This window comes from Brucella tritici (genome assembly GCF_008932285.1).
Classification (GTDB): domain Bacteria; phylum Pseudomonadota; class Alphaproteobacteria; order Rhizobiales; family Rhizobiaceae; genus Brucella; species Brucella tritici.
The window spans coordinates 138,747-158,050 of record NZ_WBVY01000006.1 but is presented as its reverse complement, the minus strand read 5'-3'; the positions used below and the strand labels follow the sequence as shown (position 1 = coordinate 158,050).

Here is a 19,304-nt window from a genome sequence, read left to right as displayed (position 1 = left end):
GAAGAAAAGGACTTGTTGCCTTTCGCAAAGCGTGGCCTGCTGCCTGCAAATAGGAGGTAACTATGCTCACCAAAACCAACACGCCTAGCCTTGAGAACTTCTGGATGCCGTTCACCGCGAACCGGCAGTTCAAGGCCGCGCCGCGCATGCTCGCAAGTGCCTCGGGCATGTATTACACCGACACTGACGGCAATCAGGTTCTGGATGGCACGGCAGGTCTTTGGTGCTGCAATGCCGGTCACGGCCGCAAGCGCATTACCGAGGCTGTCGAGCGCCAGATTTCGACGATGGATTTCGCACCCACCTTCCAGATGGGCCATAATGTGGCTTTCGACTTTGCAGAAAAGCTCGCAGCCATTGCGCCGGGCGGACCGGATGCAAAACTCGACCGCGTATTCTTCACCAATTCCGGTTCGGAATCGGTCGATACAGCATTGAAGATCGCCATCGCGTATCAGCGCGCCATCGGTCAGGGCACCCGCACCATGATTCTGGGCCGCGAAAAGGGTTATCACGGCGTCGGTTTCGGCGGCATTTCCGTCGGTGGCCTCGTCAACAACCGTCGCGTCTTCCCGCAGATTCCTGCTGACCACCTTCGCCACACGCTCGACATCGAAAAGAACGCCTTCTCCAAGGGCCTGCCAGCAAACGGCATCGAGCTTGCCGACGATCTGGAACGCCTTGTCCAGCTACATGGCGCTGAAAAGATCGCTGCCGTCATCGTTGAACCGATGTCCGGTTCGGCTGGCGTCATCCTCCCGCCGAAGGGCTATCTGGAACGCCTCCGCGCCACGGCAGACAAGCATGGCATCCTCCTGATCTTCGACGAAGTCATCACCGGTTTTGGCCGCCTCGGCACGCCGTTTGCCGTTGATTACTTCGGCGTCGTGCCTGACCTCGTAACAACCGCCAAGGGCCTGACCAACGGTGCCATCCCGATGGGCGCAGTCTTCGCCGCCCGCAAGGTCTATGATGGTCTGATGACCGGCCCGGAAAACGCTATCGAGCTGTTCCACGGATACACCTATTCCGGCCATCCGGTTGCAGCCGCTGCCGGTCTTGCAACGCTGGAAGTCTACGCCGAAGAAGGCCTGCTGACGCGCGGTGCAGAGCTTGCCAATCACTGGCAGGAAGCGCTCCATTCGCTCAAGGGCGTTTCGAACGTCATCGACATTCGTAACCTCGGCCTGGTTGGCGCTATCGAACTCTCGTCCCGCAAGGATGCACCGGGCGCCCGCGCCTACGATGTTTTCGTGGATTGCTTCAAGAAGGGCCTGCTCATTCGCGTAACTGGCGATGTGATCGCGCTTTCGCCGCCGTTGATCGTGGAAAAGGAACAGATCGACACGATCGTGTCCGTCCTCGGCGACGCCATCAAACGCGCAGCCTGACCTGCACCCCGGTCACGCTGCCTTTTAGCCGCCGCTGTTCCCCTGCGGCGGCTTTTTTCTTTCTGACATGCTTATACCAGGGCGCTGAGATGCTAGCGCATCACGCCCTGAAAATACTCAACGCCACACAGGCTTAACCCTGCGATGGCGTGAAATTCGCCACCAGCGCATGGCTATCGCCCGGATAGGTAAAACGCACATGCGTCACCGGCTGGTCGGAATTCCAGGTCTGGCGCTCGATCACCAGACAGGGCGAGCCCAGCGGAATGCCAAGCATCCCGGCATTCTCCTGCGTGGCGGCAATCGCACGTATCGAGTGTTTTGCGCTGCTCCACGGCACACACGAAACCAGCCATGGCCCCGGAGAGTTTTCGGCAAAATCGGTCTGCGCCGCTGTCGGAACAGCATGCAGACTGATAATGCGCTCTTCCAGCGCAAAGACGCGCTTGCCCGCATAGTGACGGCAGACAAGCTCAACCAGCGGCGTGTGGCGCGGCATATCGATATGCCGTGCATCGGCAGGTCCGCTCAGTCGCTCGCGCCTGCTCGTCAGCTCGAACCGATAGGCGGCACCAAGCGCTGCCACCTCATCGCGGATATCGTGGATTTCCAGGATCGCCGCCTGCGATTGCGGAAAGGAAACGAAGCTGCCGGATCGCCGCTTGCGCTCGATCAGTCCTGCTTTGGCAAGCTGGGTCAGCGCCTTGTTCACCGTCATGCGCGAACAGCCATACTGCTCCGTCAGCTCGTGCTCGAAGGGGATGCGATGGCCGGGCAGCCATTCTCCCGACAGGATGCGCGATTCTATATCGTCCAGAATACGCTGATGCAGCGAAAGCACCGGTACATTCTTTGCGATCAAATCTTCGCCAGCCATGCCGTCTCCTGTCAGGCGAGCAATTCGCCAAGGATTTTCTGGAAAGCACGCTCCGCCTGATCACGCAAGCGGTGACGCCCGCCTTCCACCTGTTTAACGCCGCGCACCCACACGTCGGACGGTCGTGCGCGACCGCCAAACAGCCATCCATCCAGCACGGCATCGCCTTTCGCATGAGGCAGGCGCGCCATATCAAGTGCGACAAAATCGGCCGAAGCGCCCTCTCTCAAACCATCGCCTGCACGGCCCATGGCAATGTTGCCGCCCACCGCTGCGCCATCGAACAGGGCACGCCCCGTCGAGCCTTCATTTTCAGCCAGCACATTGCGGGCGCGATGGAGCAAACGTTGCGAATACTCGAACTGTCGCAATTCATCGCCAATGCCGATCAGCACATTGGAATCCGAGCCGACACCAAACTTGCCACCAGCAGAAGTAAACACCGTCGCGTTGAACGTTCCGTCACCGAGATTGGCTTCGGTCACGGGGCAGAGACCGGCAATCGCCCCGGCCTTGGCCATGCGCTGCGTTTCGTCATCGGTCATATGGGTCGCATGAATGAGGCACCAGCGCGAAGATAAATCCTGATGGTCGAGAAGCCATTCGACCGGACGCTTGCCCGACCAGGCGACACAGTCCTCGACTTCCTTCACCTGTTCAGCCACATGGATATGCACCGGCGTCTCGGGAAGAAGCTTCGTTACGAGGTTGAGTTCGTCCGGCATCACGGCGCGCAGGCTGTGTGGTGCAACACCCAGAACCGCACCGTCGAAACCCGCAAGCGCTTGTTTGCAGCCTTCGATCAGCCGCGCGAAACGTTCAGGATTGTTGATGAACCGCCGTTGTCCTTCATTCGGAACAGCACCGCCAAAACCCGAATGCGCATAAAAGACGGGCAGAAGCGTCAGGCCGATGCCCGCCGCCTTGGCTGCGGAAACAATGCGGTCGGCCATTTCCGAGATATTGCCGTAAGGCGTGCCATCGCGATCGTGATGCAGATAGTGAAACTCGCCGACGCGGGTGAAACCGGCTTCAAGCATATCAACATAGAGCCGCAACGCCACAGCTTCAACCTGTTCCGGCGACGTGGTGAGTGCGAACTTGTACATGATCTCGCGCCAGCTCCAGAAGCTGTCGGCAGACGGGCCGCGCCGCTCCGCCAATCCAGCCATGCCGTATTGGAACGCATGGCTGTGCAGGTTTGGCATCCCGGAAATGACTACTGCATGATGTTCATCACCCGACTGCGCGCTGACGCCAGCTTCCACAGATGCGATTTTTCCATCCGCCATGCCAAGCCGCACATCATTCACCCAACCGGTTTGCAGAAGCGCCTGTCCGGCATGAATAAATTGCTTTTTGGTGGCTGCGGCAGACATTCGAACAAGCTCCTCACTTCGCCAAATTTTCGCGCCGATCTTTCAACAGATCGCAAATGGATGCATTTTTTCTCTTGGCGGTTCCGTTAATATGTATATACATTATTGAAAAACAGGGGAAGCGAGAAAACGCTCATGTCAGATAAAACAGGCTACATTTTCAGCAACGCCCGTATCGCCACGCTGGGTGAAAACTCCGAAGGCCTGGGCCTCATCGACAATGCAGCGCTTGCCGTTAAAAACGGCAAGATCGCTTATATCGGTCCGGAGAATACCCTGCCCGCTGAATATGCATCCTTCGAGAAGATAGATTGCGGCAACCGGCTCATCACGCCGGGATTGATCGATTGCCACACCCATCTCGTCCATGCAGGCAATCGCGCGCATGAATTCGAACTCCGTCTCAACGGCGCATCCTATGAGGAAGTCGCTCGCGCTGGCGGCGGCATTGTTTCCTCGGTCAAAAACCTGCGCGCTGCCAGTGAAGACGATCTGGTGCGCGAAACCCTGCCCCGTCTCGATGCGCTGATTGCCGAAGGCGTCACCACTGTCGAAGTCAAATCCGGTTACGGTCTCGACCGCGACAGCGAAATCAAGTCACTGAAGGCCGCCCGCCGTCTGGGTGTAGAGCGCGACGTTGCAATCCGCACCACCTTCCTCGGCGCGCACGCACTGCCTCCGGAAATGAACGGCGACAAGGCCGCCTATATCGACCGCGTCATCAACGACATGCTTCCGGCTATTGCCGACCAAGGATTGGCTGATGCGGTTGATGGTTTTTGCGAAGGGATAGCCTTCCTGCCCGACGAAATCGCCCGCGTCTTTGATGCGGCCAAGGCGCATAATATCCCGGTCAAGCTTCATGCCGACCAGTTGTCCAATCTGCATGGTGCGGCGCTTGCCGCCGCCTATGGTGCGCTTTCCGCGGACCATCTCGAATATACCGATGCGGAAGGTGCTGCCGCGATGGCCAAGGCCGGAACCGTCGCGGTTCTGCTTCCCGGCGCCTATTACTTCATTCGCGAAACGCAAAAGCCGCCAGTCGAAGCCTTCCGCGCGGCCGGCACGAAGATGGCGCTTGCTACTGATAACAATCCGGGCACATCGCCGCTGACCTCGCTTCTGCTCACCATGAATATGGGCGCAACTCTGTTCCGCATGACGGTCAATGAATGCATCGCAGGCGTCACCCGCGAAGCGGCCCGCGCCCTCGGCCTTCTCGATCAGACCGGCACACTCGAAATCGGCAAGGACGCCGATCTCGCCATATGGAACGTCGAGCGTCCGGCTGAACTCGTCTACCGCATTGGCTTCAACCCGCTCTGGAAGCGGGTGTTCAAGGGCCAGCTTTAATTGTTGTTTCGAACCGCGCATCGTTTCCGAAAACCGCTTCACACTTTTCGGGATGCGCTCTTATGGAGCCTTCTATGACCATCATCCTCAAGCCCGGTTCTGTCCCGCTGGAAACGCTGGAAAAAATCTATCGCGATGGCCTCTCCGTCCGCATCGATCCTGCCTTCCATGCCGGCGTTGAAAAGGCGGCAGCGCGCATTGCGGAAATCGCAGCGGGGGATGAACCGGTTTACGGCATCAATACCGGCTTCGGCAAACTCGCTTCGATCCGCATCGCGGCAGGCGATGTCGCCACGCTCCAGCGCAACTTGATCCTGTCGCATTGCTGCGGCGTCGGCGAGCCACTTGCGGAAAACATCGTGCGCCTCATCATGGCGCTGAAGCTGATTTCGCTCGGTCGCGGCGCATCCGGCGTGCGACTTGAGGTCATCACCCTCATCGAAGACATGCTGGAAAAAGGCGTGATACCGATGATCCCTGAAAAGGGTTCTGTCGGCGCCTCTGGCGACCTCGCACCGCTGGCACATATGACTGCGGCCATGATCGGCGAAGGTGAAGCCTTCTATCAGGGCGAGCGACTGCCCAGCGCGAAGGCACTGGAAAAAGCCGGGCTGAAGCCTGTCGTTCTGGCTGCCAAGGAAGGTCTCGCACTTATCAACGGCACGCAGACCTCGACTGCCCTCGCACTGGCAGGTCTCTTCCGCGCGCATCGCGCTGCACAGACCGCGCTCATCACCGGCGCATTGTCCACTGATGCAGCCATGGGATCGGATGCGCCGTTCCACGAGGAAATCCACACGCTGCGTGGCCATAAGGGCCAGATTGACGCTGGCCGCGCACTGCGCGCACTGCTCGAAGGTTCCGTCATTCGCCAGAGCCATCTCGAAGGCGACCAGCGCGTGCAGGACCCTTATTGCATTCGCTGCCAGCCGCAGGTTGATGGCGCCTGCCTCGACATTCTGCGACAGGCCGCGCGCACGCTGGAAATCGAAGCCAATGCGGTCACCGACAATCCTCTCGTTCTTTCGGACGGGCGCGCAGTATCGGGCGGCAACTTCCACGCCGAGCCTGTTGCCTTCGCCGCCGACCAGATTGCACTGGCCGTCTGTGAAATTGGCGCGATTTCGCAGCGCCGCATTGCGCTTCTGGTCGATCCGGCACTTTCCTTCGGTCTTCCAGCCTTCCTCGCCCGCAAGCCCGGGCTCAATTCCGGCCTCATGATCGCCGAAGTCACCTCTGCCGCGCTGATGAGCGAAAACAAGCAGATGGCGCATCCAGCCTCTGTCGATTCCACACCGACCTCGGCCAATCAGGAAGACCATGTGTCCATGGCCTGCCACGGCGCACGTCGCCTGTTGCAGATGACCGCCAATCTCAATGCCATTATCGGCATCGAAGCATTGACCGGTGCGCTGGGCGTCGAGCTGCGCGAGCCGCTGACCACCAGCCCGGAACTGGCCAAGGTCATTGCCGTGTTGCGCGGGCGCGTGCCGACGCTGGAAGACGACCGCTATATGGCCGACGACCTCAGGAACGCTGCCGATCTGGTCGCTGACGGCGTGCTTGCCGGTGCGGTTTCAAGCAGCATCCTGCCATCTCTGGAGGCGTGAGCATGAGCCCGTTCGAAGTCCGGCAGGGCACGTCCCCTGTTATTCTTGGCCTGCCGCATACCGGAACCGATGTGCCGCAGGATATCTGGTCACGTCTCAACGACAATGGCCGGATTCTCGCCGATACCGACTGGCACATTCACCAGCTCTATGACGGCCTCATCGAGGGCGCGACCACGGTGCGCGCCACCTTCCACCGCTATTGTATCGATGCCAATCGTGATCCGGCGGGTGTAAGCCTCTATCCGGGACAGAACACCACGACGCTGATCCCGGAAACCGACTTTGACGGCATTGCCATCTGGAAAGACGGGGAAGCACCGACGGAAGCCGATATTGCAGACCGCATTGCGCGCTTCCATAAGCCCTATCACGAGGCGCTTGCCGCCGAGATTGAACGGGTAAAGGCGATCCATGGCGTCGCCATCCTCTATGACTGCCATTCGATCCGCTCGCATATCCCGTTCCTGTTTGAAGGCAAGCTACCGGATTTCAACATCGGCACGGATATGGGCAAGACCTGCGATCCGAAGATCGAGGCTGCGGCTGTCGAAGTGACCGCTGGGGCCGATGGCTACACGTCGATCCTCAATGGGCGCTTCAAGGGCGGCTGGACGACACGCCATTATGGCAAGCCGGAAACAGGCGTTCACGCCATCCAGATGGAGCTTGCCCAATCGACCCATCTTGCGACCGAAGCCGTGCCTTTTGCCTATGACGAAGCCAAGGCGGGCAAGCTTCGTGTGCATCTCAAAACCCTTTTGCAGCGGCTGGAAGCGATTGCCGCCGACTTGAAATCCTGAGGAGGAAACCATGTCCAACCCACGCCACAACGAGCGCGAAGTGCGTAGCCCCCGCGGAGACGAACTCAACGCCAAGAGCTGGCTCACCGAAGCGCCCCTGCGCATGTTGATGAACAATCTCGACCCCGATGTCGCCGAACGTCCGCATGAGCTGGTTGTCTATGGCGGCATTGGCCGCGCAGCACGTACATGGGACGATTTCGACCGCATCGTCGCCACCCTCAAGACACTCAATGAAGACGAAACCCTGCTGGTGCAGTCGGGCAAGCCGGTCGGCGTGTTCCGTACCCACAAGGATGCACCACGCGTTCTGATCGCCAATTCCAACCTCGTACCGCATTGGGCAACCTGGGATCATTTCAACGAACTGGATAAGAAAGGTCTCGCCATGTATGGCCAGATGACAGCCGGTTCGTGGATCTATATCGGCGCACAGGGCATCGTTCAGGGCACCTATGAAACCTTCGTGGAAGCTGGTCGCCAGCATTATGACGGCAACATCAAGGGCAAATGGATTTTGACTGGCGGTCTCGGCGGTATGGGCGGCGCGCAACCTCTCGCAGCCGTCATGGCCGGTGCCTGCTGCCTTGCGGTTGAATGCGACGAAACCCGCGCTGATTTCCGCCTGCGTACCCGTTATGTCGATGAGAAGACCCACAGCCTCGATGAAGCACTGGCGAAGATCGATGAATGGACCAAGGCAGGCGAGGCAAAGTCCATTGCGCTTATCGGCAATGCCGCTGAAGTCTTCCCGGAACTCGTCAAGCGCGGCGTGCGCCCTGACATCGTGACCGACCAGACCTCGGCGCATGATCCGGTGCATGGCTATCTCCCAATCGGCTGGACAGTCGCCGAATGGCGCGCCAAGCAGGAGAGTGATCCAAAGGGTATTGCGAAAGCCGCCCGTGCTTCGATGAAGGTGCAGGTTCAGGCCATGCTCGACTTCTGGAATGCAGGCATTCCCACGGTGGATTATGGCAACAACATCCGCCAGATGGCATTGGAAGAAGGTCTGGAAGACGCCTTTGCCTTCCCGGGCTTCGTGCCTGCCTATATCCGCCCGCTGTTCTGCCGCGGCGTTGGACCGTTCCGTTGGGCTGCCCTTTCCGGCGATCCGGAAGACATCGCCAAGACCGACGCCAAGGTGAAGGAGCTGCTGCCCGACAACAAGCACCTGCACAACTGGCTCGACATGGCGAAGGAACGCATTGCGTTTCAGGGTCTGCCTGCCCGTATCTGCTGGGTCGGCCTCGGTGACCGTCACCGCCTTGGCCTCGCCTTCAACGAAATGGTCCGCAATGGCGAATTGAAAGCGCCTATCGTGATTGGTCGCGATCACCTCGATAGCGGCTCGGTGGCTTCGCCAAACCGCGAAACCGAATCCATGAAGGACGGTTCGGATGCCGTGTCCGACTGGCCGCTGCTCAATGCGCTGCTCAACACGGCTTCGGGCGCAACATGGGTATCGCTCCATCATGGCGGCGGCGTCGGCATGGGCTTCTCCCAGCATTCGGGCATGGTCATCTGCTGCGACGGTTCGGAAGATGCCGACCAGCGCATCGGCCGCGTGTTGTGGAACGACCCGGCAACCGGCGTCATGCGCCATGCCGATGCGGGCTATGAAGAGGCGCTCGACTGGGCAAAGCAACAGGGCCTGCGCCTTCCAGCCATCCTTGGGAATTGAGGTCGAATGGCTTTCTCTATCCGCAAGGCAGAAAGTCATCGCCGCATGCCGTGGAAGAACGGCGGAGGCGTGACGGTTGAAATTGCAGTCTATCCCGAAGGTGCGTCAGTCGATAATTTCGACTGGCGCGTTTCCATGGCAACGGTCGCCAGCGATGGTCCGTTCTCCATCTTCCCCGGCATCGATCGCACCTTGTCAGTATTGGAGGGCGATGGCATCTTGCTCGACGTCGAGGAACAGACGAACATCCTCACCCATGAAAGCGCGCCGTTGTTCTTTGCCGCCGATGCGCACTCCAGCGCGCGACTGATCGGATCGGCCATTACCGATCTCAACGTCATGACCCGGCGCGGGCGTTTTATCCATACGGTCCGGCGCTTGCCTGTCGGGGGCACCACGCTCACCCAGGCCGACGGGAATCCGGTGCTTCTCTTCTGCGCCGAAGGTCAGGTCGACCTGACATTTGCAGGTAAAACCGCAAAACTTGAGCAGCATGATTGCGCAGTCTTCATAAACTGCGACGCCTTGCCTCTTGAACTAAAGGGGAAGGGAACTGCTTACCTGATCGCAATTAATCCAGCCTGACCAGTAGCTTATGACTGTTCGCAGGAGATGGGAGGGCTCAAATATCCGCGACGAACTCTCTGGACAGACGACACGGTCCTGTTAATTTGACAGGACTGAAGGGACAAAAAAGTCTCACTATAAAAGGGGTACTACACATGAAGAAATCATTGCTCGCCGGGGCAGCACTAGCAGCATTCACGATCACATCGGCTGCGCACGCGGAAACTGCCGTTTCCATCGGCCTGTCCGGCTGGACCGGTTTTGCTCCGCTGACACTTGCGAAAGAAGCCGGTATTTTCAAGAAAAACGGCCTCGATGTGACGCTGACCAAAATCCCGCAGGCAAGCCGCCATCTGGCGCTCGCTTCCGGCGATATCCAGTGCGCGGCCACCACCGTCGAAACATGGATCGTCTGGAACGCGGCTGGCGTGAAAACCAAGCAGATATTCCAGATGGACAAGTCTTACGGTGCTGATGGCATCGCGGTACGCGCCGACGTGAACTCCTTCGCCGACCTGAAGGGTAAGACGGTTGCCGCTTCTGCACCGGGCACATCGCCTTACTTCCTTCTCGCCTTCATGCTTGCCAAGAACGGCATGACCACGAAGGACGTCAAGGTCGTCAATATGGAGCCGGGACCGGCTGCACAGGCTTTCGTGGTAGGCCAGAACGACGCCGCCATGACCTACGAGCCTTATCTTTCCACCGTGCGCGCGGCACCCGACAAGGGCAAGATTCTGGCCACTACGCTTGATTATCCGGCGGTCATGGATACGGTCGGCTGCACGCCCGATTTCCTTGAAAAGAACCCCGAAGCTGCCAAAGCACTCGCCGACAGTTATTTTGAAGCGCTGCAATTGATCGCTTCCGACAAGGCCAAATCCTATGAAATCATGGGCAAGGACGTGAAGCAGTCGGGCGAGGATTTCGGCAAATCGGCCGATTATCTTCGCTGGCAGGACAAGGCGGCCAACCAGAAGTTCTTCGAGAAGGAATTCAAGGAATTCTCGACCGAAGCCGCCGACCTCCTGCTGCAGGCAGGCGTTATCAAGTCGAAGCCCAATCTCGACGATATCGTGGACACAAGCTTCATCAAGTAACATCGTTTCATGCGCCGGCCCGGACCACGCGTCCGGGCTTCCTCATTTTCCGCCTGTCGAGTGCGGCAGATACGCGATCAAACGGAAAAATATATGCAGCCCTTGCAGCCGATAGGCAGTCAGCCCCGGATATTACTGGGTATTCTATTCTTCATTCTCTTCTTTGTGTTCTGGGGTATCGCCACTCTGGGCGGCTTCGTTTCCCCGACTTTTCTTGCCGATCCCATCACCATGGTGAAGGACGGCTGGGACCTCATTGCCAATCAGGGTTTCCTCAACGACATCGGCATGACGGTCTGGCGCGTGCTGGGCGGCTTCGTGCTGGCAAGCGTCGTTGCGATACCGCTCGGGATCGCCATGGGCGCTTACAAGCCCATCGAAGCCCTGCTGGAGCCCTTCGTATCCTTCGCCCGCTATCTCCCGGCTTCCGCCTTCGTGCCCCTGCTGATCCTGTGGGCAGGCATTGGTGAAACCCAGAAGCTGCTGGTTATCTTCATCGGTGCGGTGTTCCAGATCATCCTCATGATCGCCGTGACGGTCTCCAACACACGGCGCGACCTTGTTGAAGCCGCCTATACGCTTGGCGCATCGAACAGCGGCATCATTCGCCGCGTGCTTATGCCTGCCAGTGCGCCGGACATTGCCGAAACGCTGCGCCTCGTGCTCGGCTGGGCATGGACCTATGTGATCGTTGCCGAACTCATCGGTGCATCGTCCGGCATCGGCTACATGATCATCAACTCTCAGGCCCTGATGGCCACCGGCCAGATCATCTTCGGCATCATCGTGATCGGCGTCATCGGTCTGATCTCGGACCTTGCCTTTAAATATTTCAACCGCTGGCTCTTTGCATGGAGGTTCGCATAATGGTTACCAAAAGCGACCAGGAACTTGTCATCAAGGGCGTGAGCCGCACTTTTCCGGGCGTCCATGGCGGCAAGCCGACACTGGCATTGCAGCCGACCGACCTCGTCATCCCGAAAAATGATTTCGTGACAGTCCTCGGTCCCTCGGGCTGCGGCAAGTCCACGCTTCTTCGCATCATCGCCGGTCTCGACAAGCCCACCACCGGCACCGTGATGCTGGAGGGCAACCCTGTCACCGGACCGGGTGCAGATCGCGGTATGGTGTTCCAGTCCTACACGCTGTTTCCGTGGCTCACCATCCGGCAGAATGTCGGCTTCGGGCTTCGCGAAAAAGGCGTGCCGGAAAAGCAGGCGCGTGAAATCGTGGATAGCTATATCGACAAGGTCGGACTACGCGGCTTTGAAGATCACTGGCCAAAGCAGCTTTCGGGCGGCATGCAGCAGCGTACGGCGATTGCCCGCGCACTCGCCAACGATCCAAAGATCCTGCTTCTCGATGAGCCTTTCGGCGCGCTCGACAACCAGACCCGCGGACTGATGCAGGAGCTGCTGCTCGGCATCTGGGAGCGGGAGCATAAGACGGTCATTTTCGTCACCCACGACATCGAGGAAGCCATCTTCATGGCGACCCGCGTGGTTACGATGACGGCTCGTCCGGGCAAGATCAAATCGATCACGCCGGTCGATATCGCGCATCCGCGCACCTACCACGTCAAGGCAAGCCCGGAATTTTCCGAACTGCGCCTGAAGTTGACGGAAGAAATCCGCAGCGAAGCCATTGCGGCAGCAAAGCAGGCTGCCTGAAAATAGCTGTTTCCCATTGCAGCCGAGTGACCTATGAAAAGACTGCGACTTGATCGCAGTCTTTTCGTTTCAGGACACATTCCATCATGGCCGTTTCAGCAGAAGAACTCGAAAACCGCATCGTCTACGTCAACGGCAAATATGTCACCGCCCACGATGCGCGCATTTCCATCTTTGACCGTGGCTTCCTGTTCGGTGACGGTATTTACGAAGTGACCGCCGTGCTGGAAGGCAAGCTCATCGACAGCGAGCCGCATATGCGACGCCTGCGACGCTCGACCGGCGAGATCGGCATTCCGATGCCGATGAACGAAGACGAGATCGTAGCCATTGAGCGCGAGTTGATCCGCCGCAACAATCTGACCGAAGGTCTGGTCTATCTGCAAGTGACGCGCGGCGACGGACGCGACCGCGATTTCGTACCTGCAAAGGGCATGAAGCCATCGGTCGTCCTGTTCACACAGGAAGCCAATCTGCTCGACAAGCCCGCACTGAAAACCGGTGCCCGCGTGCTTTCGCTGGACGACCTGCGCTGGAAGCGTCGCGACATCAAGACGGTCTGCCTGTTGCCGCAGGCACTCGCCAAGGAAATCGCCAAGAATGCCGGTTGCGACGAAGCATGGATGATCGAAGACGGCTATGTGACTGAAGGCGCATCGTCCACCGCCTATATCGTGACCGAAGACGATGTCGTCGTCACGCGCCCGAACAGTAATTCCATCCTGCCCGGCTGCACGCGCATGTCGCTTCTGCAACTGATCGCCGAGACCGGTATGAAGCTGGAAGAACGCCTCTTCACCATCGATGAAGCCTATGCGGCAAAGGAAGCTTTCCTTACCAGCGCAGGCACATTCGTCACACCGATCACCGTCATCGACGAGAAGACCATCGGCACTGGCACACCCGGTCCGGTTGCCCAGCGCCTGCGCGAAATCTATCTCGACCATGCCCGCCGCACGGCAATCTGAGGCATGACGTAACCATTTTCCCTCGCTCCTCATCCTGAGCTTGTCGAAGGATCGAGGGAAAACCCACTGCGCCTGCCCTCGTCCTTCGAGGCTACGCTTCGCTCCGCACCTCAGGATGAGGGATAAGCGCAGCGACAGACAAACCTGAAACGATTGCGCCCAAAACAGAACAGCACCGGAAGCGAGAAAAGCGCTCTTTGCAGGCCGTCAGAGCCGCAATATCCTCGCCTCAGCGTTTCTGGTTATAGACGTCGATGCAGACAGCCCCCAACAGCACGATCCCCTTGATGACCTGCTGATAGTCGATGCCGATGCCGAGGATCGACATGCCGTTGTTCATCACGCCCATGATGAGCGCGCCGATCACCGCACCTGTCACACGGCCCACACCGCCATACGCGGAAGCACCGCCGATAAAGCAGGCTGCGATCACGTCCAGCTCAAAGCCGATACCGGCCTTGGGCGTTGCCGTGTTGAGGCGCGCCGCGAAGACCAGGCCAGCAAGCGCCGCCAGCACACCCATATTGACGAAAGCCAGAAATGTCAGCCGTTCGGTCTTCACGCCCGAAAGCTTGGCCGCATGCCGGTTTCCGCCCACCGCATAAATCTGCCGCCCGAGTACGGTCCGATTGGTAAGAAACGCATAGGCTGCAATCAGAACGGCCATGATGATGAGGACGTTCGGCAAGCCGCGATGCATTGAAATCAGCAACGACAGATAGGCAATCGCCGCAAAGAACAGGATATTCTTGATGACGAACAGGCCAAAGGGCTCGGTTTCCACTTCATGCGCGATATGACGCTGACGCGATTTCACATTCTGCCAGATCATGAAACCGGCCAGCAGCACGCCGATGATGAGCGACGTCAGATAGACGCCGCCTGTCGTGCCGATGATTTCAGGAATGAAGCCGGATGAGAGTTTCTGGAACACGACCGGGAACGGGCCGACCGATTGTCCGCCAAGCACGGCAAGCATCAGGCCCTTGAAGACCAGCATGCCAGCCAGCGTGACGATAAAGGACGGAATATTGAAATAGGCGACCCAGAAGCCCTGCATAGCACCGATAATGCCGCCTGCCAGCAGGCACAAAATGGCTGCGATGGGAAACGGCACGCCCCATTTCACCATCATCACGGCAGCAAGCGCACCGATAAAGCCACAGACCGAGCCGACCGAAAGGTCGATGTGGCCGGTGACGATGATGAGCAGCATACCGAGCGCCATGATGACGATATAGCTGTTCTGCAGGACCAGATTGGTGAGGTTCAGCGGCTTCATCAGCACGCCGCCAGTCACGATCTGGAAGAAGATCATGATCGCGACCAGCGAGATCAGCATGCCGGATTCGCGTAGATTGTTCTTGAGATAACGCCCCACGCTGCTCGCCGGAGCTTTCGATCCACTGCTTCCGATGATATTCTCGCTCATTGCCGTTTTCCCTTATTCCGCATGATGGCGCGCATGATGTTTTCCTGCGTTGCTTCCTCGCCGGCGACTTCGCCGACGAAGGCTCCTTCATGCATGACGACGATGCGGTCGCAGATGCCGATCAGCTCCGGCATTTCCGAAGAAATGACGACCACGCCCTTGCCGCTATCCGCCAGTGAATTGATGATCGTGTAGATGTCGTATTTCGCGCCGACATCGATGCCGCGCGTAGGTTCATCGAGGATCAGCACGTCAGGCCCGGTGAAGAGCCACTTCGACAGCACCACCTTCTGCTGGTTGCCGCCGGAAAGCGTGCCTGTCTCCTGATAGACATTGCGGCAGCGAATGCTCATCTGCTCGCGATAGGAGTTCGCGATCTTCATTTCGCGAATATCGTCGATGATGCCTTTCGGACTGACACCGCGTAAATGCGCGAGAGAGATGTTGCGCGAAATGTTTTCGCCCAGGACGAGGCCGAGCTTCTTGCGATCCTCGGTCACATAGGCAAGCCCCGCCTTGATGGCCCGCGCCACAGTGGAAATATCGGCGTTGTTGCCGTTGATGCGCGCCTCGCCGCTGATATTGGTGCCCCATGAACGCCCGAACAGGCTCATGGCGAATTCTGTGCGGCCTGCGCCCATCAATCCGGCAATACCGACGATCTCGCCTGCCCTCACCTTGAACGACACGTTCTTGACCGAGTGCCGTTCTGGGTGCAGCGGGTGATGCACTGACCAGTTGTCGACTTCGAAAATCACCTCGCCGACCTTCGGATCGCGCTTCGGGTAACGGCTTTCCAGATCGCGGTCGACCATCTTGCGAATAATGTCGTCTTCCTCGACCTCGCCCGCATTGCAATCAAGTGTCGCCACGGCCTTGCCGTCGCGCAGCACCGTGATCTTGTCGGCAACTTCGCGAATTTCATTGAGCTTGTGCGAAATGAGGATCGACGTGATGCCCTGCGCGCGAAACTCACGCAGAAGCGCCAGCAATGCCGCGCTGTCCGTCTCGTTGAGGCTTGCGGTTGGTTCATCCAGGATCAGAAGCCGCACGCGCTTCGACAATGCCTTGGCGATTTCGACAAGCTGCTGCTTACCCACACCAATATCGGTAACGAGCGTATCGGGTGATTCCGACAGGCCAACCTTCTGCAGAAGCTCGCGAGTGCGCTTGTGCACCGTGCTGCGGTCGATGACCCCGTAGCTTGCCGGCGGATTGACGAGGAAAATGTTCTCGGCAATCGTCATGAGCGGTATGAGCGCCAGCTCCTGATGGATGATGACGATGCCAAGCGCCTCGGAATCGTTGATGTCGCGAAACTGCCGTTCTTCTCCGTCGAAGAAGATGGACCCTTCATAGCTGCCGTGCGGATAAACGCCCGACAGGACCTTCATCAAGGTCGATTTGCCTGCTCCATTCTCGCCGACAAAGGCGTGAATTTCGCCCGGCATGACCGTGAAATTGACATCGCTCAGCGCTTTGACGACACCGAAAGACTTGCTGATGCCGCGCATTTCCAGAAGCGGCTTGCCGGCAATTTCCGGCTCACCGTCAGGCTGCTCGCGCAGGACAGGATTGGCTACATTCATCGCTCGCTCCCATTACAAATCTGCTTTGCCATTGCCCTCAACGAAAAGACAACGCTGTCAACCGTCGAGCCTACCCCAGCCGAAGGGCTGGGGATTTGGGGCAATGGCATGCAGAAAGGTTACGGGCATATCCTCCGATACGCCCGAAACCGCATTACTGAATCTGGTCTTCCTTGTAGTAACCGCTATCGACCAGAACCTGCTTCCAGTTCGACTTGTCGACGATCACCGGCTTGAGCAGATAGGACGGCACGACCTTGACGCCATTGTCATAGGTCTTGGTGTCGTTGACTTCCGGCTCCTTGCCGGTCATCAGCGCATCGACCATGTCAACCGTGACCTTGGCGAGTTCACGGGTATCCTTGAAGATGGTCGAATTCTGTTCGCCAGCGAGAATCGACTTCACCGAAGGCACTTCCGCATCCTGACCCGAAACGACCGGCATCGGCATGTCGCCACTGCCATAGCCTACACCCTTGAGGGATGACAGGATACCGATGGAGATGCCGTCATAAGGCGACAGGACTGCATCGAGCTTCTTGTCGGAATAATAGGCCGAAAGGATCGAATCCATGCGGGCCTGAGCGGTTGCACCGTCCCAGCGCAGCGTTGCGACCTTGTCCATGCCGGTCTGGCCGCTACCGATGACAACCTTGCCGCTATCGATATAAGGCTGCAGAACGGACATCGCGCCGTTGTAGAAGAAGTAGGCGTTGTTATCGTCCGGCGATCCGCCGAAAAGCTCAACATTGAACGGACCCGGCTTGTTCTTCAGGTCAAGAGCCGTTTCGATTGACTGGGCCTGAAGCACGCCAACCTGGAAATTGTCGAAGGTCGCATAATAATCGACATTCGGCGTATCGCGGATGAGGCGGTCATAGGCGATAACCTTGATGCCCGCATCGTGTGCCTTGGCCAGAACATCGGAAAGCGTCGTGCCGTCGATGGATGCAACGACGAGAACCTTGGCACCCTTGGTCACCATGTTTTCGATCTGCGCCAGTTGGTTAGGTACGTCGTCTTCAGCATATTGAAGATCGGTCTGGTAGCCACGTTCCTTCAGCACCTTGACCATGTTGTCGCCATCGGCAATCCAGCGCGCCGAAGACTTCGTCGGCATGGCGACGGCGACAAGACCCTTGTCTTCCGCATGCGCCAGGCCGCTAAAGGCAAGCGCGGCCATCGCGACTGCCAGTGTTAGAGATTTCATGCCTGCCATTGTCTCACTCCCAAATTGGGACAGGCTTTCCGCCTGTCGTTCTCCCAAAATTTCCGCCCCCGCCTTCCGGCCATGCGGAATTCCTTCAATCGCAAGCCTCCTCAGCCCGCGATCTTGTCCCATGCCGCAACCGCGCGTTCAGCGCGTTCGCGAACCTCAGCGACCGTCAATCCGGCCTTGTAAAGACTGGAACCGAGGCCAAAGCAGCTCACTCCCGCTGCCCGATAGATCGCAAAATCAGCCTCGGAAACACCGCCCACGGCGCCGACCGGAATATCCTTCGGCAAGACGGCGCATATAGCCTTGATACCGTCCGCGCCCAGCACGCTGGCCGGAAAGAACTTCAGCGCCGATGCACCTGCCCGGATTGCCGAAAAGGCTTCCGTCGGCGTGAACACGCCCGGCATCGTCACCATGCCGTGCTGTCCGGCACGGCGGATGACATCCGGCTCGACATTGGGGCTGACCAGAAGCCTGCCGCCGACATCGTTGAGGCGATCCACATCTTCGACGCTCAACACGGTCCCGGCCCCGATCAACACGCCCGCAGGCGCAAGCTTCGCCGCCTTCTCAATCGAAACGAAAGGCTCCGGCGAATTGAGCGGAATTTCAATCGCCTCGAAACCGGTCTCGATCAGTGCTCCAACGATTGCTTCCGTCTCTTCCGGACGAATGCCGCGCAGGATCGCGACCAGCGGATAGCGCAGCTTTGGCCATGCGATGCGGTCGCTCATTGTGCCGCTCCTCCGAAAGCGTGTTTTGCGGCCATAAACAGACCGTCACGCACCAGTTCATCGGCTGCAACGCGCCTCACCGTGAGCCCTGCGATTTCAAGTGCGCTGGCATAGAGCGCGCCCATCGTGTCGTCCGAGAGAAGCAGTACTTCTTCGGGTTTGCCGTAAAGCGTACGCCCGCCTGCGACTTCCAGCCCGATCAACAAGCCCGACAAACGAGCCTGCAGGTCAGTCAGCTTGCGATCATGCACGAGCCAGCCTGCGCGAATGGAAAACAGCGCATTGGAAATCAGTGCCGGGTTTTCGAGCGACGCCCTGACGCCCGCAGCGAAAGCCACACCATTCGGATCAACCGCCGCAGCACCTTCCAGCGCACCGGCCAGCACCGATTTTTCCTTCAAAAGAGCGAACATTTCACCGGTCATGAAGGTTCGGTAATCGGCAAGGCCACCGTCGGCAATCCGCACCCATTTGGCATGGGTGCCGGGCATGACGACAACAGCATCATGCGTGCCCCCGTGCACAAGCCCAAGAAGCTTCGTCTCCTCGCCGCGCATAACATCGGGCGCCGTTTCGTCCCGACGCGCGACACCCGGCAGCATGATGACGTGACGGCGCGCAGGCACGCGCACCGCAGCCTTCACGATGCCATCCAGACCAGCGGGCAGGCTCATATAGGGCGCTTCGATCCAGCCGGTCCGCGATCCGGCCATGCCGCAGATCACCACGGGCAGATCATCCGGCGCGTCAACAGAAGCAAGGTGCCGTTCGAGCGTTGGCTCGAAACCGGCTCCCTTTGCCTGCAACAGGCCGTCATCGCCACGGCTTTCGCCCAGCACATTGCCATCGACATCCAGCGTCCAGAGGCGGAACCGGGTGGTGCCCCAGTCCGCAACTGCTGCGAATGGCTTTTTATCGAGAGCCATCC

17 protein-coding genes are annotated in these 19,304 nt (G+C 58.8%); 10 read left to right on the top strand and 7 right to left on the bottom strand.

The annotated features are described in order from the left end of the window. Positions 1-62: 62 nt before the first annotated feature. A complete protein-coding gene (locus F9K94_RS20865; RefSeq protein WP_061345824.1) occupies positions 63-1,391 on the top strand; it encodes an aspartate aminotransferase family protein in 1,329 nt (442 codons plus the stop codon). Positions 1,392-1,524: 133 nt separating this feature from the next. Here the strand turns inward: F9K94_RS20865 and hutC are convergent, their stop codons facing one another. Both hutC and F9K94_RS20855 read right to left on the bottom strand, forming a co-directional pair. Further along, a complete protein-coding gene (gene hutC, locus F9K94_RS20860) occupies positions 1,525-2,268 on the bottom strand; it encodes a histidine utilization repressor (protein ID WP_061345823.1) in 744 nt (247 codons plus the stop codon). Positions 2,269-2,279: 11 nt separating this feature from the next. Further along, positions 2,280-3,647: a formimidoylglutamate deiminase gene (locus F9K94_RS20855; RefSeq protein ID WP_151648181.1), complete on the bottom strand. Its 1,368-nt coding sequence runs from the start codon at positions 3,645-3,647 to the stop codon at positions 2,280-2,282. Positions 3,648-3,782: 135 nt separating this feature from the next. Here F9K94_RS20855 and hutI point away from each other — a divergent pair, with 135 nt between their 5' ends. From hutI to F9K94_RS20810, 9 genes are all read left to right on the top strand, one after another. Next, entirely contained in the window at positions 3,783-5,000 is a 1,218-nt protein-coding gene (hutI, locus tag F9K94_RS20850) for an imidazolonepropionase (protein ID WP_151648179.1), read from the top strand. Positions 5,001-5,074: 74 nt separating this feature from the next. Continuing rightward, positions 5,075-6,610: a histidine ammonia-lyase gene (hutH, locus tag F9K94_RS20845; RefSeq protein WP_151648177.1), complete on the top strand. Its 1,536-nt coding sequence runs from the start codon at positions 5,075-5,077 to the stop codon at positions 6,608-6,610. A gap of 2 nt (positions 6,611-6,612) precedes the next feature. Continuing rightward, positions 6,613-7,413: an N-formylglutamate deformylase gene (hutG, locus tag F9K94_RS20840; protein WP_151648175.1), complete on the top strand. Its 801-nt coding sequence runs from the start codon at positions 6,613-6,615 to the stop codon at positions 7,411-7,413. Positions 7,414-7,423: 10 nt separating this feature from the next. Continuing rightward, complete coding sequence (hutU, locus tag F9K94_RS20835) at positions 7,424-9,097, top strand: urocanate hydratase (RefSeq protein WP_151648173.1); 1,674 nt, start codon at positions 7,424-7,426, stop codon at positions 9,095-9,097. 6 nt (positions 9,098-9,103) lie between these two features. Next, positions 9,104-9,682, top strand: a complete 579-nt coding sequence (locus F9K94_RS20830; protein ID WP_061345818.1) for a HutD/Ves family protein — start codon at positions 9,104-9,106, stop codon at positions 9,680-9,682. 137 nt (positions 9,683-9,819) lie between these two features. Then, entirely contained in the window at positions 9,820-10,764 is a 945-nt protein-coding gene (locus tag F9K94_RS20825) for an ABC transporter substrate-binding protein (RefSeq protein WP_151648171.1), read from the top strand. A gap of 93 nt (positions 10,765-10,857) precedes the next feature. Further along, positions 10,858-11,631, top strand: a complete 774-nt coding sequence (locus tag F9K94_RS20820) for an ABC transporter permease (protein ID WP_061345816.1) — start codon at positions 10,858-10,860, stop codon at positions 11,629-11,631. Next, positions 11,631-12,434 carry an ABC transporter ATP-binding protein gene (locus tag F9K94_RS20815; protein ID WP_125300009.1) on the top strand — a complete coding sequence of 268 codons (804 nt, stop codon included), beginning with the start codon at positions 11,631-11,633 and terminating at the stop codon, positions 12,432-12,434. The genes F9K94_RS20820 and F9K94_RS20815 overlap by 1 nt, the downstream gene beginning before the upstream one ends. 86 nt (positions 12,435-12,520) lie before the next feature. Beyond that, positions 12,521-13,402 carry a D-amino-acid transaminase gene (locus F9K94_RS20810; RefSeq protein ID WP_151648169.1) on the top strand — a complete coding sequence of 294 codons (882 nt, stop codon included), beginning with the start codon at positions 12,521-12,523 and terminating at the stop codon, positions 13,400-13,402. Between the two features lie 229 nt (positions 13,403-13,631). On the opposite strand, the gene mmsB is transcribed toward F9K94_RS20810, so the two are convergent. The 5 genes from mmsB to F9K94_RS20785 all read right to left on the bottom strand — a co-directional run bounded on the left by mmsB (position 13,632) and on the right by F9K94_RS20785 (position 19,302). Further along, a complete protein-coding gene (gene mmsB / locus F9K94_RS20805; protein ID WP_151648167.1) occupies positions 13,632-14,834 on the bottom strand; it encodes a multiple monosaccharide ABC transporter permease in 1,203 nt (400 codons plus the stop codon). Next, positions 14,831-16,423 carry a multiple monosaccharide ABC transporter ATP-binding protein gene (gene mmsA / locus F9K94_RS20800; RefSeq protein ID WP_151648165.1) on the bottom strand — a complete coding sequence of 531 codons (1,593 nt, stop codon included), beginning with the start codon at positions 16,421-16,423 and terminating at the stop codon, positions 14,831-14,833. The genes mmsB and mmsA overlap by 4 nt, the downstream gene beginning before the upstream one ends. Before the next feature lie 154 nt (positions 16,424-16,577). Then, entirely contained in the window at positions 16,578-17,642 is a 1,065-nt protein-coding gene (chvE, locus tag F9K94_RS20795; protein ID WP_010659493.1) for a multiple monosaccharide ABC transporter substrate-binding protein, read from the bottom strand. A gap of 101 nt (positions 17,643-17,743) precedes the next feature. Beyond that, positions 17,744-18,376 carry a 2-dehydro-3-deoxy-6-phosphogalactonate aldolase gene (locus F9K94_RS20790; protein ID WP_151648163.1) on the bottom strand — a complete coding sequence of 211 codons (633 nt, stop codon included), beginning with the start codon at positions 18,374-18,376 and terminating at the stop codon, positions 17,744-17,746. Then, a complete protein-coding gene (locus tag F9K94_RS20785; protein WP_151648161.1) occupies positions 18,373-19,302 on the bottom strand; it encodes a 2-dehydro-3-deoxygalactonokinase in 930 nt (309 codons plus the stop codon). Before F9K94_RS20785 ends, F9K94_RS20790 begins: the two co-directional genes overlap by 4 nt. Positions 19,303-19,304 lie beyond the last annotated feature (2 nt).

Bases quoted from the DNA above. Each gene is read 5' to 3' on its own strand.
- F9K94_RS20865 (WP_061345824.1), top strand. From the start codon at position 63: ATGCTCACCAAAACCAACACGCCTAGCCTTGAGAACTTCTGGATGCCG.
- hutC (WP_061345823.1), bottom strand. From the start codon at position 2,268: ATGGCTGGCGAAGATTTGATCGCAAAGAATGTACCGGTGCTTTCGCTG.
- F9K94_RS20855 (WP_151648181.1), bottom strand. From the start codon at position 3,647: ATGTCTGCCGCAGCCACCAAAAAGCAATTTATTCATGCCGGACAGGCG.
- hutI (WP_151648179.1), top strand. From the start codon at position 3,783: ATGTCAGATAAAACAGGCTACATTTTCAGCAACGCCCGTATCGCCACG.
- hutH (WP_151648177.1), top strand. From the start codon at position 5,075: ATGACCATCATCCTCAAGCCCGGTTCTGTCCCGCTGGAAACGCTGGAA.
- hutG (WP_151648175.1), top strand. From the start codon at position 6,613: ATGAGCCCGTTCGAAGTCCGGCAGGGCACGTCCCCTGTTATTCTTGGC.
- hutU (WP_151648173.1), top strand. From the start codon at position 7,424: ATGTCCAACCCACGCCACAACGAGCGCGAAGTGCGTAGCCCCCGCGGA.
- F9K94_RS20830 (WP_061345818.1), top strand. From the start codon at position 9,104: ATGGCTTTCTCTATCCGCAAGGCAGAAAGTCATCGCCGCATGCCGTGG.
- F9K94_RS20825 (WP_151648171.1), top strand. From the start codon at position 9,820: ATGAAGAAATCATTGCTCGCCGGGGCAGCACTAGCAGCATTCACGATC.
- F9K94_RS20820 (WP_061345816.1), top strand. From the start codon at position 10,858: ATGCAGCCCTTGCAGCCGATAGGCAGTCAGCCCCGGATATTACTGGGT.
- F9K94_RS20815 (WP_125300009.1), top strand. From the start codon at position 11,631: ATGGTTACCAAAAGCGACCAGGAACTTGTCATCAAGGGCGTGAGCCGC.
- F9K94_RS20810 (WP_151648169.1), top strand. From the start codon at position 12,521: ATGGCCGTTTCAGCAGAAGAACTCGAAAACCGCATCGTCTACGTCAAC.
- mmsB (WP_151648167.1), bottom strand. From the start codon at position 14,834: ATGAGCGAGAATATCATCGGAAGCAGTGGATCGAAAGCTCCGGCGAGC.
- mmsA (WP_151648165.1), bottom strand. From the start codon at position 16,423: ATGAATGTAGCCAATCCTGTCCTGCGCGAGCAGCCTGACGGTGAGCCG.
- chvE (WP_010659493.1), bottom strand. From the start codon at position 17,642: ATGGCAGGCATGAAATCTCTAACACTGGCAGTCGCGATGGCCGCGCTT.
- F9K94_RS20790 (WP_151648163.1), bottom strand. From the start codon at position 18,376: ATGAGCGACCGCATCGCATGGCCAAAGCTGCGCTATCCGCTGGTCGCG.
- F9K94_RS20785 (WP_151648161.1), bottom strand. From the start codon at position 19,302: ATGGCTCTCGATAAAAAGCCATTCGCAGCAGTTGCGGACTGGGGCACC.